At 48.2% G+C, this 15,993-nt stretch carries 13 protein-coding genes and 1 pseudogene; 11 read left to right on the forward strand and 3 right to left on the reverse strand.

Annotated features, from left to right (window positions below):
• Positions 1-85: 85 nt before the first annotated feature.
• Both HT574_RS04775 and HT574_RS04780 read left to right on the forward strand, forming a co-directional pair.
• Positions 86-1,627 carry a class I adenylate-forming enzyme family protein gene (locus tag HT574_RS04775; protein ID WP_175243648.1) on the forward strand — a complete coding sequence of 514 codons (1,542 nt, stop codon included), beginning with the start codon at positions 86-88 and terminating at the stop codon, positions 1,625-1,627.
• 20 nt (positions 1,628-1,647) lie between these two features.
• On the forward strand, positions 1,648-2,826 hold the full coding sequence (locus tag HT574_RS04780) for an acetyl-CoA C-acetyltransferase (protein ID WP_175243649.1): 1,179 nt from the start codon (positions 1,648-1,650) through the stop codon (positions 2,824-2,826).
• Between the two features lie 174 nt (positions 2,827-3,000).
• Here HT574_RS04780 and HT574_RS04785 read toward each other — a convergent pair whose 3' ends face one another.
• On the reverse strand, positions 3,001-3,780 hold the full coding sequence (locus HT574_RS04785; protein WP_175243650.1) for an IclR family transcriptional regulator: 780 nt from the start codon (positions 3,778-3,780) through the stop codon (positions 3,001-3,003).
• Between the two features lie 220 nt (positions 3,781-4,000).
• Between HT574_RS04785 and HT574_RS04790 the strand changes: the two genes are divergently transcribed.
• From HT574_RS04790 to HT574_RS20430, 7 genes and pseudogenes are all read left to right on the forward strand, one after another.
• Positions 4,001-5,089 (forward strand): cupin domain-containing protein, encoded by a 1,089-nt coding sequence (locus HT574_RS04790; RefSeq protein ID WP_175243797.1) that lies wholly within the window; start codon positions 4,001-4,003, stop codon positions 5,087-5,089.
• A gap of 273 nt (positions 5,090-5,362) precedes the next feature.
• The gene (locus tag HT574_RS04795; protein WP_254698561.1) at positions 5,363-6,949 is read left to right on the forward strand and encodes a class I adenylate-forming enzyme family protein; all 1,587 of its coding nucleotides are present in this window, start codon (positions 5,363-5,365) and stop codon (positions 6,947-6,949) included.
• 22 nt (positions 6,950-6,971) lie between these two features.
• On the forward strand, positions 6,972-7,835 hold the full coding sequence (locus tag HT574_RS04800) for a fumarylacetoacetate hydrolase family protein (RefSeq protein ID WP_017437573.1): 864 nt from the start codon (positions 6,972-6,974) through the stop codon (positions 7,833-7,835).
• A gap of 28 nt (positions 7,836-7,863) precedes the next feature.
• Positions 7,864-9,315, forward strand: coding sequence for an MFS transporter (locus HT574_RS04805; protein WP_175243651.1), 1,452 nt, complete (start codon positions 7,864-7,866; stop codon positions 9,313-9,315).
• Positions 9,311-10,548: pseudogene (locus HT574_RS04810) on the forward strand (FAD-dependent monooxygenase). The gene HT574_RS04805 and the pseudogene HT574_RS04810 overlap by 5 nt, the downstream one beginning before the upstream one ends.
• 27 nt (positions 10,549-10,575) lie before the next feature.
• A complete protein-coding gene (locus HT574_RS04815) occupies positions 10,576-11,043 on the forward strand; it encodes an acyl-CoA thioesterase (protein WP_175243799.1) in 468 nt (155 codons plus the stop codon).
• Entirely contained in the window at positions 11,004-11,285 is a 282-nt protein-coding gene (locus tag HT574_RS20430) for an ATP-binding cassette domain-containing protein (RefSeq protein ID WP_375154083.1), read from the forward strand. Before HT574_RS04815 ends, HT574_RS20430 begins: the two co-directional genes overlap by 40 nt.
• A 391-nt stretch (positions 11,286-11,676) precedes the next feature.
• Here HT574_RS20430 and HT574_RS04825 read toward each other — a convergent pair whose 3' ends face one another.
• Positions 11,677-12,447, reverse strand: a complete 771-nt coding sequence (locus tag HT574_RS04825) for an IclR family transcriptional regulator (RefSeq protein ID WP_217499372.1) — start codon at positions 12,445-12,447, stop codon at positions 11,677-11,679.
• 19 nt (positions 12,448-12,466) lie between these two features.
• Entirely contained in the window at positions 12,467-13,228 is a 762-nt protein-coding gene (locus tag HT574_RS04830; RefSeq protein ID WP_175243652.1) for an IclR family transcriptional regulator, read from the reverse strand.
• Between the two features lie 192 nt (positions 13,229-13,420).
• Here HT574_RS04830 and HT574_RS04835 point away from each other — a divergent pair, with 192 nt between their 5' ends.
• Both HT574_RS04835 and HT574_RS04840 read left to right on the forward strand, forming a co-directional pair.
• Entirely contained in the window at positions 13,421-14,698 is a 1,278-nt protein-coding gene (locus HT574_RS04835; RefSeq protein ID WP_175243653.1) for a phenylacetate--CoA ligase family protein, read from the forward strand.
• A gap of 60 nt (positions 14,699-14,758) precedes the next feature.
• The gene (locus HT574_RS04840) at positions 14,759-15,985 is read left to right on the forward strand and encodes an FAD-dependent monooxygenase (protein WP_175243801.1); all 1,227 of its coding nucleotides are present in this window, start codon (positions 14,759-14,761) and stop codon (positions 15,983-15,985) included.
• The last annotated feature ends 8 nt before the right edge of the window (positions 15,986-15,993 follow it).

Below are 15,993 nucleotides of genomic sequence, written 5' to 3' on the forward strand. Positions count from 1 at the left end.
GGGGAAGGAGTCAGAAAACCGACAAAAGTAGAAGTTACACTTTATCAGATTCTTTAACTTGTTTTGAGATGGAGGGATGGGAAATATGGAGGCTATTAGCGTGTTGTCCGTTCCTCAGCTGTTAGAAAAAGCAGCAATGGAAAATCCGCACAAAGAGGCGGTTTATGACCTTCGACGCAGAATCACATATGGCGATTTGCATAAAGAAGTTCAACGCTTAGCGTCTGCGTTAGTTTCACTTGGCATCAAACAAGGGGATCGGGTCGGGGTTTGTTTGCCGAATTGGCTTGAAACGGTCCAATTATTTTTTGCCATCGCCACAATCGGAGCCATTGTCGTTCCTTTTAATCCAAAATACCGACAGCATGAAGTAGAACATATTATGAAAAATTCCGGGATGAAAGTCGTTTTTATATGCGAGGAGCTAGCGAAAAATACCGATTTGGATCTAATTCAAGCGAGAGTGGGCAAAGTGATTACAGTTCGTTTTACAAAAGCGGGGATTGATTCCTTTGAGCAACTCATCGCCCGTTCACCAGGACAACCGTTGCCAGCTGTTACGCTCGATTCGTATCGTGACTTATTTTGCATTTTATATACTTCAGGCACGACCGGCTCTCCAAAAGGGGCAATGATCACCCATCGCAGCGTAGTCCAATCCGGTATTGCCATTGCGGACAGTTTAAAGTGTAATGCGAACGATGTTTTTCTCATTTGCACACCAATTTTCCATATATTTGGCATGGCGTGCAACTTAATGTCGGCTGTATACAGCCGAGCGAAAATGGTACTGCAAGAAAGATACAGTCCAAAAGAAGCGTTACAATTGATCGAAAGAGAAAAGGTGACGATCCATCACGCCGTTCCGGCTATGTTTAAGATGGAATTAAATATTCTGAATTTTGAATCATTTGATTTATCTTCCTTGCGTGCGGGCATAACAGGGGCTGACGTCTGTCCGTTAGATACAGTGAAAGCCATACGCGAAAAAATGGGAATGGTGTTATGTATATCGTTTGGCACAACGGAAACCGGATCTGTCACGATTACGCCGTTTGAAGCGACAGAGGACCGAATTTTTGAGACGGTCGGCAAAGCATTGGAAGGAAACGAAGTGAAAATTGTCAACGACCAAAGAGAGGTGCTTCCTCCAGGGCAAATTGGGGAAATTGCCTGCCGGGGGTTTGGCGTTATGAAAGGGTATTATAACATGCCTAAACAGACAGCCGAAGTCCTTGACCAAGACGGCTGGTATTATACCGGGGATCTCGGGGTCATGGATGAACACGGTTATATTCAATTCGTGGGACGAAAGAAAGAGCTAATTATTCGCGGCGGATACAATATATATCCAAAAGAAATCGAAAACGTTTTACAGCAGCACCCAAGCGTTCTCACATCTGCCGTTATTGGTTTGCCTGCCCCAGTCTTAGGCGAATCTGTTTGTGCAGTTATCCAGCCTAAGGGAGGAGTTCACGTAACTGAAACAGAAATTCTTGAGTTTTTGCGCCCGTTGCTAGCCGACTACAAACTTCCGAATAAGGTTGTTTTTGTTACACAATTCCCCATGACGGCAAGCGGGAAAATCCAAAAAGGAAAATTAAAAGATATGTTAAAAGATTTTTGAACATTGGGAGGGGTAAGAAGATGCGTACAGACATTGTGTTGCTTGAAGGAGCACGTACGGCGTTTGCTAAATTTTGCGGTTCGTTCCGGGATATTTCGGCGACCGATTTGGGGGTGATTGCAGCACGGGAGGCGATGAAGAAGGCAAAAGTGGAGCCGGAAGAAATTGATCATGTGGTGTTTGGAAATGTGCAACAGTCTAGCCGGGACGCCCATTTGCTGGCCCGTCATGTTGGCTTGAAGGCGGGGGTGCCGATCGATGTGCCGGCTGTGACAGTCAACCGCTTATGTGGGACGGGATTAGAGGCCATTTTAATGGCCGCGAGATTCATTTTAAGCGGAGAAGCGGAAGTTGTGCTGGCAGGGGGGACAGAAAACATGAGCCAAGTGCCGCACGTCATCCGCGGCATGCGCTGGGGAACGGCGTTAGGCAGCCCGACCGTGGAAGACTGGCTGTGGGATGGGCTGTACGACACCGTCGGCGGTTGCAGCATGGCGATGACGGCGGAAAATTTGGCGAAAAAATACCATATTACCCGCGAGGAAGCCGACCGCCATGCACTCCGAAGCCATCAGCGGGCTTTGGCGGCGATTGAGCGGAGGTATTTTCAACAAGAAATTGTCCCAGTGACCATTCAGGAGAAAAAAGGAGAAAAAGTGATTGATACGGATGAACATCCGCGCCAAACGAGCATGGAACAGTTAGGAGCCCTAAAACCGCGATTCATTGAAAACGGTGTCGTGACGGCCGGCAATGCAAGCGGGATGAACGACGGGGCGGCGGCGGTGGTCGTCGCTTCAGGAGAGTATGCGGCGAAACGAGGGTTGAAACCGCTCGCCCGGCTTGTTTCCTGGGGGATCGCCGGGGTTGAACCACAGTACATGGGAATCGGCCCTGTTCCGGCCATTCGCCAAGCGTTGGAAAAAGCCAATCTGTCTATGGATGACTTAGATTTAATCGAAATTAACGAGGCGTTCTCGGCTCAATATTTAGCGTGCCAGAAGGAGTTAGGGTTTGACGATGAAAAAGGAAATGTAAACGGCGGCGCCGTCGCTATTGGCCATCCATTGGCCGCCTCGGGAACGCGGGTTACGTTGACACTTGTGTATGAGCTGGCGAGAAGAGGCAAGAAATACGGCGTTTCCTCCTTATGCATAGGCGGCGGCCAAGGAATCGCTGCGATTTGGGAGAGACTATAATCTTCCATACGAGTCGAAAACGGGCATAGCGGCGGTCTTTCCTGTTTAGCAGGGAAAACCGCCTTATTTTATTTCTACAATCGGCACGGCCGGTGTCTCAAGGGTAAAATTTGCTGTACTAAAACGAGGAAGGCGTAGGAGATTTCCATCTCAACGGTTCGGTCACGTGTCATTTTATGACGGATAGTGCGCGATATGTCCGAGCCGTTTCGATATATGTTGGGCGGTGCTGACCGTTTGATGGACGAGTTCGGACAGCGATTCCATCATCTTAAATGTTGCGCCGGCGAGTCCGATGGCGCCGATAATGCCGTTTCGGTCAAAAACAGGGGCGGCGACAGCCGTAAAGCCGATAAATGTCTCATCTTTATCGACAAAAAATCCATCGTTCCGAATCGTGTACAAACGTTCCATAAACTCGCGCTCGTCAACGATCGTATTTGGGGTGTGGGCTTCTAGCGGATGTTTCTCAATAATGGCTTTCACTTCTTCTTCAGGCAAATAAGCCATGATCGTCGTCCCGAGCGCCCCGTAATGCAATACACGCCGGCGGCCGATATACGAGCGCGGCTGGAAACTGTCGTCGCTATCGAGGCGAATTAAATATTGCAAACTGTCTTGTTGGCGCACGGCAAATAAAACGGTATATCCTGTTTGTGCTTGCAATTCGTGCAAAAACGGCTCCGCCTCGCGCCGCATGTCTAAGTTTTCGAGGACAATTCCCCCATATTCGAGCATTTTATAGCCGAGGCGGTACAAATTCTCTTTTTGGTCATAATGAATAAGCCCTTGTGTCTCTAAAGTCCATAGCAGGCGGTAGACAGTTGCTTTCGCCAGCTTCGTTTTGGCGACGATTTCCTCGATGGAGAGGCTTGGGCGTTCGAAACTAAAACAGTTTAAAATATGAACCGCTCTTTCTACTGAACGAATCGTTTCCACATTTACATTTCTCATTGTTGTGCCCCTCTGTTACTTTCTAGTCTCCGTTTTTTAAAAGTATTGTAGCATAAAGCGATAACAAATGTATACGTTTGATGAAGGAAGGGATATATAATTCGTTATATTTAAAAAATTTTGACAAATAATAAGGTTTGTTATATATTTAAGTTGTAAAAGTGAATTATTAATTCACTATATGAATTAGAGGGGGAAGAGAACATTGGCGGACACAAAAATGAAAGCGCTTGAAAGGCTGAACGAAGATTTAGAGAAAGTGTATTTAGGCCCATTATGGGAAAAGCTCGGAAAAATGGTGACGCCGGAGCCTGACCACGAAGTTGTTCCGTATTTATGGAAATGGGAGACGATCCGCAAACATTTGCTGGAAGCCGGAGAACTGCTTCGTTTAGGAAGGGAAAGCGAGCGCCGGGTTGTTTATTTGCAAAATCCGTCCCTGTTGAAGCATGACTTGATCGGCTACTCGACCAATACGCTTTATGTAGGGGTGCAGCTGTTGTTGCCGGGTGAAGTAGCGCCTGCGCATCGCCATAGCCAATCGGCCATTCGGTTTATTATTGAAGGCGAGGGAGCCTATACGTCAGTCGATGGCGAAAGAACGTATATGGAGCGGGGAGATTTGATTTTGACTCCAGCGTGGACTTGGCATGATCACGGCCATGAAGGAACTGAACCAGTCATTTGGATGGATGGCCTCGATGTCGGATTGGTGAGAAACTTTGCTGGCTCGTTCTTTGAGCCGTATTCCGAAGATGTATTCCCTGTTACCGGCCCTCACAACGGTTCAACTTTCAAATATTCAGCGGGCGCATTTCGTCCGGTCACTGACCGGAAGCGAAGAGGATATCCTTCTCCATTGATCGCTTATAAGTGGAAAACAACCAAACAAGTGTTGGAGAATTTGTCCAAGCTCGATCCAGATCCGTATGACGGATATGCGGTCGATTATATTAACCCGTTGACAGGGGGATCGGCGGATTTGCGAATCGGAACAACGATGCAAAAATTACCACCTGGTATGCACACAAAGGCGCACCGCCATGTCCATAGCGCAGTGTACCACATCCTTGACGGAGAGGGATACACCGTTATTGATGGGGTCAAATTTGAATGGTCGAAAGGCGATTTCTTTATTTTGCCGCCTTGGAGCTGGCATGAGCATGTCAACACTGGGGAAGCCGACGCCTACCTGTTCTCAATTAATGATTTGCCGATCATGGAGCTGCTTGATCTTGAAAGGGAAGAAGCTTACAAAAAAAATGGCGGTCATCAGTCCATTATTGATGTATTTCAGCCGGCCTTCTAAATCCCCCACGACTCGAGTCGCTGGGTTCTTGGATGCTGCATGATTTTGCTAAATGCACTCATCACGTTCTCCAAGATTTTCATGGACCAACACCGATACGGTGCTTATCGTCCTGTGCGCCCGGTTCCAGACACTACATGTATCTTTTATCATTACAAAAGCGAAATAGAAAGTTTTTTCGCCTTCATCCCCATGCTTAAAAGAAGGGGCTTTCAGCGATTTTCTTTTGTAAACGTTCCTTATTGGCAGGCACTAGTTAAGAAGGAGGGGGTTATGCGGTTGAATAACAAAATGCCTAGTACGGCGCAAGAGGTACTTCATCATGCTGTCGCCCGCTATGGAAAGAAAACAGCGATTATTGACGGTGAGAAAATGCTGTCTTTTGAGAAAGTGAACGAGCTATCTTTGTGGCTCGCCGAGCGGTTGAGCGGTTTAGGTCTTCGGAAAGGCGATGCAGTGGCGGTGCAATTGCCAAACAGCTGGGAATTTGTTGTGACCCATTTAGCTTTAGCCCGTCTCGGAATCGTAATGGTGCCTGTGAACTTAATGTACCGGCAAAAAGAGTTATTGTTTATATTTTCGTTTGCCAATGTGAAAGCCGTCGTTACCATCGACCGCTGGAGAGGATTTAACCATGCAGAGATGATGGAGTCCCTCCAGCAGGTTGTCCCGACTTTAGATTATATAATCGTCGTTGGGGAAAGTAAAGGACCGCGTCAATATAGTTTTCAAACGTTGTTAAACGATAGCGGCTTGTATTCGGTAGATAGAGAGGGGAAGAAGCCATTCCCTTCTCCGGACGATCCGATGTTGATTATGTTTACGTCCGGAACGGAGTCCGACCCTAAAGCGGTGATCCATACGTATCGGACATTTATTCCTGCCCATTTGCATAATGGGCAGGAATACGGATTAACGGCTGACGATGTCATGCTTTGCTTGACGCCTATGAGCCATATGTTTTCCTTGCCGATGATTTTAATGGGCCTTTATAGCGGTGCTGCTCAAGTGATGCTATCGCAATTTTCGGTTGAACGTGTTTTAGATGCTTTCAGCCAGCATAGAGTGACGTTTTGCGTAGCTGCGCCGGCCCATTTGATTGATATGTTAAAAGGAACGGATGACACAAAAGAATATCCGTCAAAACTGCGCCTTGTCTTAACCGGGGGAACAAAAATTCCGTCCTGGATGGTGAAATCATTCCGGCAGCGTTTCTGCTGTGACGTTGCCGCCCAATGGGGAATGACGGAAATTGGGGCGGGATCGTTCACGCGACCGAATGACGCAGCCCATCTTGCTTCAGATACGGTTGGCCGGGCGTGCCCGACGGGGGAAATTTGCATTTTTGATGAGAACCATCAGCTGCTGCCAAACGGAAAAGTAGGAGAAATCGGTTTCCGCGGTCAGTCGCTATTCAAAGGATATTATAAAAATGAAACAGCCACCCGGCAATCAATGACGGAAGATGGGTTTTTCCTCACCGGAGATTTAGGGTGGAAAGATGACGATGGTTACATTCACTACGTTAGCCGGAAAAAGGATATTATTAATCGCGGCGGATTGAAAGTGCACGCAGCGGAAATTGAGGAAGCGCTTCTTATGCATCCGCATATCCGTCAGGCCGCTGTTATTGGGATTCCAGATGAACGGCTTGGGGAACGCGGCTGTGCGATTGTCTCATTGAAAGAAGGAACAACGTTTTCATTGGAAGAAATGCAACAATACTTGCTTGAAACAGGGATGGCTAAATACAAATTACCTGAATATTTAAAAATATTGGACGAATTGCCGACTACTGCGTCAGGAAAAGTGAGCAAGGGAGTTTTGCGGAAACAGTACGTACAGTTAGAAGTGAAATAAAGAGAAAGGGAGAGAACAGCCGATGAAACTGGCATTATTTAACGACTTTCAGCTCGGAGTGATTGTAGACGATGTCATTTATGAGATTGGGAGCCATTTATTTGGCCGCTTTCATCAAGGAATCGGCTTTTGTCCGATGGTTCAGCTTATTGCTGAATTTGACGCATATCGCTCGGAAATTGAAAAGAGGCTGCATGAATATCCCGCTTATGCCTTAGCGGATGTCCGGCTGCGCCAGCCGGTGAAGAAGCCGGGGAAAATTGTGGCCGCTCCTGTTAACTATGTGTCCCACCAAAAAGAAATGAAAGTGGAACATACGGCAAGGGGGCTAGGTTTTTTCTTAAAGGCGCCATCTTCGATCATTGGGCCGAACGACACAATTGTTTTGCCTGATCCAAACCGCCGTTTTGATCATGAATTAGAGTTGGCCTTTGTCATTGGAAAAACAGCGAAAAATGTCAAGGCGGAAAACGCTTATGATTATATATTCGGCTATACCGGGCTTATGGATGTGACGTTGCGTCCGGATGAAACGCACCACGAGGAACGGTGTTTGCGCAAGTCATTTGATACGTTTACACCGATGGGGCCATGGATCGTGACAAAAGAGGAGATTGCGGATCCAAACAATATAAACATGGTGCTAACAGTAAATGGCGAAGTCCGCCAACGGGTGAATACAAAGGAAATGGTCTGTTCTGTCGCTGAGCTCGTGGAAATTTATTCCCATATTATGACTCTTGAGCCGGGTGATGTCATTACGACAGGAACGCCGGATGGCGTCGGGCCGATTCATGACGGGGATGTTGTCAGCATGGAAATCGAGGGGATCGGGAGCTATTCCGTTCGAGTTTCCTTAGCGCCTAACGCGGCTGTATTGCGGTAAATGAGAAGGGGAAGGAGAGAAATGGTTCATGGAGAAAGGCTGGAAGAGATATCACACAATATGGTTGATGCTCTTTTTAGGCTGGGTCGTTTCTTATATTGACAGGACGTTAACAGGGCCTGTCGTCACATGGATGATTGAAAACAAGGTCGAATTTTTGGCCGAATCGCCCAACCCGCACGCGCTTGGGGGATTGCTTGGCAGCCTGTTCTTTGCCGGCTACATGCTAACGCAATTTCCCGGCGGGTATTTTGGCGACAAATTTAGTTATCGAGTGATTGTCATCATTAGCATTTTGTGGGCCGGCGTGACGACGTTATTGACCGGTTTGGTCGGCGGATTGACAGTATTTATCGCCTTGCGTGTGCTTACCGGATTAGGGGAAGGCGTCTTTTATTCCAACGATCGTTCCTTGATTACCCAAGTGACGCCGCCAGAAAAAGTCGGGCTGGGAATGGGCGTTGTGCTGACCGGCCTTACGCTTGGGTTAACGATTGCGACGATTGCTACTCCATATGTTATTCAACTGTTTCAGCCATCGATGGGGACGCATGCATGGAAAGCACCGTTTTTGTTCATGGGGATCATTACTTTGCTCGTTGGCACGATGATGTACAAATGGATGAGACCAGCCGGTTTTACGGCCCAATCGGAGTCGTATGGCCCACCGGTAGGCAAATTGATGCAAACTTCCATTTTGTTCTTGGTCATCATCATGGCCTTGTATTATGCTACCAATGCCATGCAATTATCGCCGACAGCGATCGGCTTGGTTTTAACAGTATTGGCCGTTTTGTATATCATTTATATTTATAAAACAAAGAGTGAGGAAGTCGGACCGATCTTAAAAAGCCGTAACTTGTTGCTTTTATATCTTTCGTTTATTCCAGTTTTATGGCATTTGTGGTTTTACGGCTTCTGGTCTGTTGCCATTGTTCAAGACTTCGGGGGCGGCACGCTCGTTTCGGCGGCGCTCATCGCTTCATTTAATGCCGTTGCGGGTCTGATCGGTTTTCCGCTTGGGGGAAGATTAGCCGACCGATTTGCTAACACGGCCAATGGGAAACGAAATGTATTGGCGGTGTTGACGGGGCTGTTGACAATCTTCATTTTCATCTTTGCTTTTTATGTCATGTCAGGGGGCAACAATCCGGCAATCATGTCTCTTATTTTGTTTACTTCCGGGGTGTTCTTTTTCGCGCTTCAGCCGGTCAACCATGCCATTACAGCCGATTTTGCCCCGCCGAAGCATAAAGGAGCGGCGTTTGGGATGCTGAATTTGTTTTCCGAAATTGGAGCGTTATTAGCGCCGGTGATTTCGGGGGCCATGCGCGATCATTCAGGGAGTTGGGGAAGTGCGTTGTTGCTTGATGGCATTTTAATGGCAGCGAGCTTATTGCTTGTCATCGCCGTAAAACCTGCTTTAGAAGGCGGACTAACTGCTGCAATAAAAGCTAAAGAAACGGATGTAAGCCATTAAAGTTGTCGAAAGGAGATATTCGCATGAAGGAAAAACGAATCAACGGCCCGTCCTCGTGATCGGGGCGGGCCCGATCGGACTGACTGCCGCATTAGCGTTGCGCCGTTTTGAGATTCCGGCGACGATCATCGAAGCGGAGCCAAAGGAGCGCATTCGTCCAGGGAGCCGCGCGATTTATTTCCATAAAGCGACGCTGAAACATTGGGAGGACATTTATCCAGGGCTTGTCTTTACTTTTGCGAAGCACGGGGTTGTCTGGCCTGTCAAGCGGACGCTGTTCGGCGGCAAGGAAGTATATATAAAGCGCTATCCGGCCCCGAATCGTAATGAGTTGCCGCCGTTTACGAGCTTGCCTCAAGTGGAAGCGGAAAAATTTTTGTATGAGGCGTGCATAGAAGCAGGGGTGGAGTTTATTTGGAATTCGCCTGTCCGGCAGGTGGAGACGAATGAAAATGGGGTGATTGTAACAACGGAGTCCGGGGAAGTATGGCAGGCCGATTACGTGATTGGTGCCGATGGAGCCAGGTCTGTCGTTCGGCAGTCACTAGGCATCGAGCTAGAGGGTCCCCGTTCCCGCGACCGTTTTATCGCTGTTGATATCGAGGAAGACCCGTCCGCCCCGCTTCCGTTAGAAAGGGTGTTTCATTATCAACATCCGGCTATGGAAGGAAGAAATGTATTGTTTGTGCCGTTTGCCGGCGGATGGCGGGTTGATTTGCAATTGTTTGCCGAAGATGACGCCCAGCAGTACGGGAGCATCGAAGGGGTGAGGCAGTGGATTTCAAAAGTCATGGATAAAAAGTACGCTGATCGCATTACATGGGTGTCGATGTATCAGTTCCATCAAGCTGTGGCCCGCTCGTTTACAGATGAATATTGCCGCGTTGTTTTAGCGGGAGAGGCTGCCCACCTTTTTGCCACGTTTGGAGCGCGTGGAATGAATTCCGGTGTGGCAGATGCCATCGTGGAGGTCAAGGCGATTCATGCCGCCTTCCAGGGAAAGCAAAGCAGATCATTGCCGAAGCGGCACAAGAGAGAAAAACAGCGGCCCAATACAATCGGGACTGTGCGAGCCTTGCGTTAGAGCATATTCAAGGACGCTCCCCGGTGATGAGTATGAAACGGGAACTGGCTGCCTCTCTTTCTTCGATCATACCGAGCTTAGGAAAATGGCTGGATGAAGGATCATATGGACCGAAATCCGGCCCGCCGCAATTAGCTACCAAGTATTGAGAAAGAAGGAGAAGAAGCGATGAAAAAATCGAGTACCGTTTTCAAGTGCAATGGGGAGACACAGATGCGGCGGGAATTGTCTTTTACCCAAATTTTTATAAATGGATGGACGAAGCGACACACCACTTTTTTGCCGAACTAGGTTACCCGACAGCAGCGCTGTTTGAACAAAAGATAGGGTTGCCGATTTTGGAAGCCGAATGCCAATTTCGTTCTCCGTTATTGTTTGGCGATGAAGTCCGTGTTTGCTCAACAATCACGGAATTGCGGGATAAAGTGTTTCAAATTGTCCATGAGTTTTATAAACATGAAACGGTTGCCGCTGCCGGATATGAGACGAAAGCATGGGCGTCATTTGCCGATGAAAGGCCAAAGGCCGTCCCGATTCCGGCGGAGGTGAAACGGGTGTTGGCCGAGCGGCAGCCGTCCCGTTCGGCGGCGTTTCAGACGGAGCGATGCCGGCGCGAAAAAGAAAAGCAAATGACGGGAGCATAAATTGGGATTTGGAAAAAATTTATGAGTCATTTCCTGTATTAAAAGAACAGGAAAAAAACTTGGGCACACAGTTATCCGGCGGACAGCAGCAAATGTTAGCGATTGGTCGGGCACTTATGACGAATCCTGAGTTTTTGCCGATGGACGAATCATTCGAAGGACTTGCCCCGGTGATTATTGATCAAGTGGGTGAGATCGTCATTAAATTAAAAGAGGCAGGACTGTCTCATATTGATGGTTGAACAAAATATCGCACTTGCTTGCAAGGTGGCAGATGAGGTATTGATTATGAACAAGGGCAAAATTGTATGGCACGGCGCCTCGGATCAATTAATGACGAATGAAGAAATACAACACAAATATTTAGGTGTTTAATAAATTATGAATATGTTTAGTGCCTTGAATCGGGCGCGAGGACAATGAGCACCGTATTGGAGCTTGTCCATGAAAGTTTTGGGGAACATGACCGGGGGTTGCAAAATTACGCTGTATCCAAGAGCGAGGATGTCCCAAACGGAGCGGGACATCCTTATTTATATAGGTTTTGTTATAACGATGTTATGCTTTGTTTGAACGTAGACAACCTTTTGAGTGATCCTCAGATTCATTTAGTAACGAGTAAGGAGAAGATGCTTAATCACAATATCCGAGCAATGACGAAATTTCGTGCGCCGCTTGGCAAGTAAGCGCGATGAGCCGAGGAATGGACGCTGGAGTGATTCGCTGATTCGGCCCGACGATGCTTACGGCAGCGACAACCTCTCCGGAATAGTCGCGAATAGGGGCGGCAATGCTCGTTGCCCCTTCGTGCAGTTCGTCAATGCAAACGGCATAGCCTTTTTGGCGGATAGCCGCTAACTGGCTGACAAACTCTTTTGGATCGGTGACTGAGTTCGGCCCGTATTTTGGCAATCCGCGGCGAAGAATGTTCTCGACCGTTGCTTTCGGGCGAAAGGCGAGCATCACTTTTCCGGAACTTGTGCAGGTGCATGGATTGCTCCGGCCGATGTAAGAGAGAAGACGCACAGGGTGTGGGCACTCGATTTTGTAAAGATAAACGACCCGGTTATCCTCTAGCACCGATAAATGCACCGCCTCCCCTGATTCGTTCATCAGAGCATGCAAGACGGGAAGGGCGTCTTTAAATATTTCGGTATGCAGGTCAACCACTCCGCTCAAATGCAATACGGAAAGGCCAAGACGGTATTTGCGGTTTTTTTTGTTTTTTTCCACAAATCCCTCTTTTTCCAATACAGTGAGCAGCCGGTGAACCGTTGTCTTGTGTAATCCCAGTTGTTTTGATATTTCTGTAATTCCTAACTCTGGCGCCTCAACAGAAAATAAGCGCAAAATGCGTAGTCCGTTTTTCACCGACGAGAGAGTGCTTTCTATTTTTTCCACCATCTTTGTGCCCCCTTTGTTTTTACAGTTTCGCTGAAATGGCTTGTGCCGTTTGCACGACAAGCTGTGTTAAATACGGAAGAGAACGATTGTTAACGCGTTGGATCGGTCCGGCAATGGAGACGGAGTAGCGAACGTTTCCGTTGCGGTTTCGAATAGGGGCGCTGATGGATGTTACCCCTTCGTGCAGTTCTTCACTGCTGATGGCATACCCTTGTTGTTTCACTTGCATTAGTTTTTCCAGAAGTGCTGACGGTGTGGTGATCGTTCTTGGTGTGAAGGCGGGAAGTCCTTGGGCGATGATGCGGTCGATCGTTTCTTTCGGCTGATAGGCAAGAATGGCTTGGCCTGTGCTGGTGCAAAATGCGGGATTTTTTTTGCCGACGTAAGAAAGAAGACGAACAGGATGATCGCATTCTACTTTGTATAAATAGATGACGTCAGCGCCATATAACGTGGCGATATGCGCACTTTCTCCTGATAAAGCGACGAGTTCCTGCAAAAAAGGAAGCGCGATTTGACAAATGGGAAAACGGGAATGAATAATTTTTTTCATCGCCAGCAATGAAGTACCGAGAGAATAAAGGTTTGTCTTTGGATCTTTTTTGACAAAGCCTTCGCTTTTTAACGTTTGCAGCAGCCGATGGGCGGTGCTCTTGCCGATGTTTAGCCTCTCCGCAATATCAGCGATGCTAAGCTCTGTCTCATCCATTGAAAATAGATGGAGCAGCCGTAAAGCGTTTTCCAATGATGAAAACGACGTTCGTCCTTTGCGTGCTTTCATTGCATCCTCCCCTCCTCGTTTTGATAAGAAATCGCTTTCAAAAAACAGCATAATTTTTGCTTTTGTTTCACATAGAGGAATATCAAACTTTTATACGGGACAATTATAATATAACATAACATTCAGAACGTTTTAAATATTTAAAATTGAAATATAGTAAAAAAGAGTAGGGAAGAGGGGAGGGAAAGCAGGATGACATTGTCGATTCGGGAGATGGAGTTGGAGCTGCAACAATACCAGCTGCAAAAAATTAATGAACTGCTTGTATTTGTCACACAGTTTAACGAGTTTTATAAGGAAAAATTTCGACACCTTTGTTTGCCATTGCGGTCGATGGAAGAATTCCGAAAATTGCCGTTTACGACGAAAGAAGAGCTCGTTCAAGACCAGCAGCTATACCCGCCGTTTGGTCGAAACCATTGCTATCCGGAAACGAGTTATGTTCGCTACCATCAAACGTCAGGCACTTCAGGTAAACCGCTTAAAATTTTGGATACGGAGGAGAGCTGGAACTGGTGGCGAGATTGCTGGTTTGAAGTGTTGAAATCGAGCGGGGTGACGAACCGCGACCGCTTGTTCCTCGCCTTCTCGTTCGGGCCGTTTATCGGTTTTTGGTCCGCATATGAGGCAGCTAAAAAAATGGGAGCGCTCGTGATCCCCGGGGGTGGGCAATCGTCAAAAGAGCGGCTATATAGCATGATGGAAAACCGGGCGACAGTATTGCTTTGCACGCCGAGCTACGCCCTTCACTTAGCTGAAGTAGCGGAAGAAATGGGAATCGATTTGCCCTCGACTCCTGTTAGGGCCATCATTACAGCAGGGGAACCTGGCGGGTCTGTTCCGTCAACGCGGCAGCAGATTGAAACGCGATGGGGAGCGGCCGTGTACGATCATGCCGGGATGACGGAAATGGGGGCGTACGGCTACTCATGTTCGGCACGAAACGGGCTTCACGTTAACGAAACGCAATTTTTGGCGGAAATTATCGACCCGGAAACGCTGCAGCCAGTTAAGGAAGGGGAACGTGGCGAGCTAGTGCTCACCAATTTCAGCCGTTACGGCTATCCGCTCATTCGCTACCGTACGAAAGATATCGTGCTTTGTTCTTCGACGCCGTGTTCTTGTGGCAATCCGTATCGATTTTTGCCAGGCGGGATTATTGGACGAGTCGACGACATGGTCGTGGTCCGCGGTGTCAACATTTTTCCGTCGTCCATTGAGACGATTGTCAGAGAGTTTGCGGAAATCAAAGAGTTTCGCATCGTTTATTATACGGAAAATGAAATGGACCAAGTCAAAGTGCAAGTAGAGTCAGAAACGGACGTGGAACGACGGCTGGCTGATCGCTTAAGGGAACGGATCGGCATCCGGATCGATGTCGAACGGGTCGCCCAAGGATCACTGCCCCGTTTTTCAATGAAAGCGAAACGGGTTGTTGACCAACGGAATCACAAAAAGCAAGTGGGGTAGAGTGCTGGATAGATGGGAACCGAGCTATGGATATCGAAAATGGAAAGGAGAGAGTTGATGATGGGTCAAGCAAATGTAAAGCGGCGTCCGGTCCTCGTTGTCGGAGCTGGACCAATCGGGTTAACCGCGGCATTGGCATTGCGCCGTTTTGGGCTTCCGGCGACGGTCATTGAAGCAGAATCAAAAGACCGTCTCCGTCCAGGAAGCCGGGCGATTTATTTCCATAAAGCTACATTAAAACATTTGGAAGACATTTATCCAGGGTTAGGGGAGATGTTTGCTAAACATGGGGTTGTCTGGCCGGTCAAGCGCACGTTATTCCGCGGCAAAGAAGTGTATGTCAAACGGTATCCGTCTCCTGATCCGAAGGAGCTTCCTCCATTTACAAGTTTGCCGCAAGTGGAAGCGGAAAAATTTCTGTATAACGCCTGCCTTGAGGCAGGAGTCGAATTTATCTGGGAGACACCGGTTCGTGAGGTCCATACCGATGAGGAAGGAGTCACCATGATTACCGAATCCGGTGAACAGTGGGCGTGCGATTATATGATTGGAGCCGATGGTGCGCGTTCAACCGTACGCAAGTCGGTCGGCATTGACATGGAAGGGCCGCGGACGAAAGATTACTTTGTTGTTGTCGATGTAAAGGAAGATGAAACAGATCCGCTGCCGCTAGAGCGGGTGTTTCATTATCAACACCCAGCCGTAGACGGACGCAACGTCTTATTTGTGCCGTTTGCCGGAGGGTGGAGAATTGATTTGCAGCTATTTGACGGGGATGATCCGGAACAATTCGGCAGTGTGGAAGGCGTGAAACAATGGCTGCCGAAAGTGATGCCAGAAAAATATGCGGATCGCATCACATGGGTATCGACGTACCGCTTTTTCCAAGTCGTTGCCGAGTCGTTGACCGATCGTCATCATCGCGTGTTGTTAGCCGGTGAAGCGGCGCACTTATTTGCTCCGTTCGGCGCGCGCGGCATGAACTCCGGTGTGCCGGATGCGATCATGGCGGCGAAAGCGATTCGGGAAGCACTTGATGCGGCCAATCGCGAAGAAGCGAAAGCAGCCATTGCCGCGGCTGCCAACGAGCGGCTGATCGCGGCAAGATACAACCGCGACTGTGCTGGCATCGCCTTAGAGCACATTCAAGGCAGCGCTCCAGCCATCAATATGAAGAGGGAAGTGGCTGCTTCACTGGCCCCGATTTTGCCACGCCTAGGCAAATGGCTTGATGAAGGGCCATATGGTCCGAAATCGGGGCCGCCGCAACTGTCGACTAAATATTGATAGGAGGA

The organism is Parageobacillus sp. VR-IP (assembly GCF_013357975.1).
Classification (GTDB): domain Bacteria; phylum Bacillota; class Bacilli; order Bacillales; family Anoxybacillaceae; genus Saccharococcus; species Saccharococcus caldoxylosilyticus.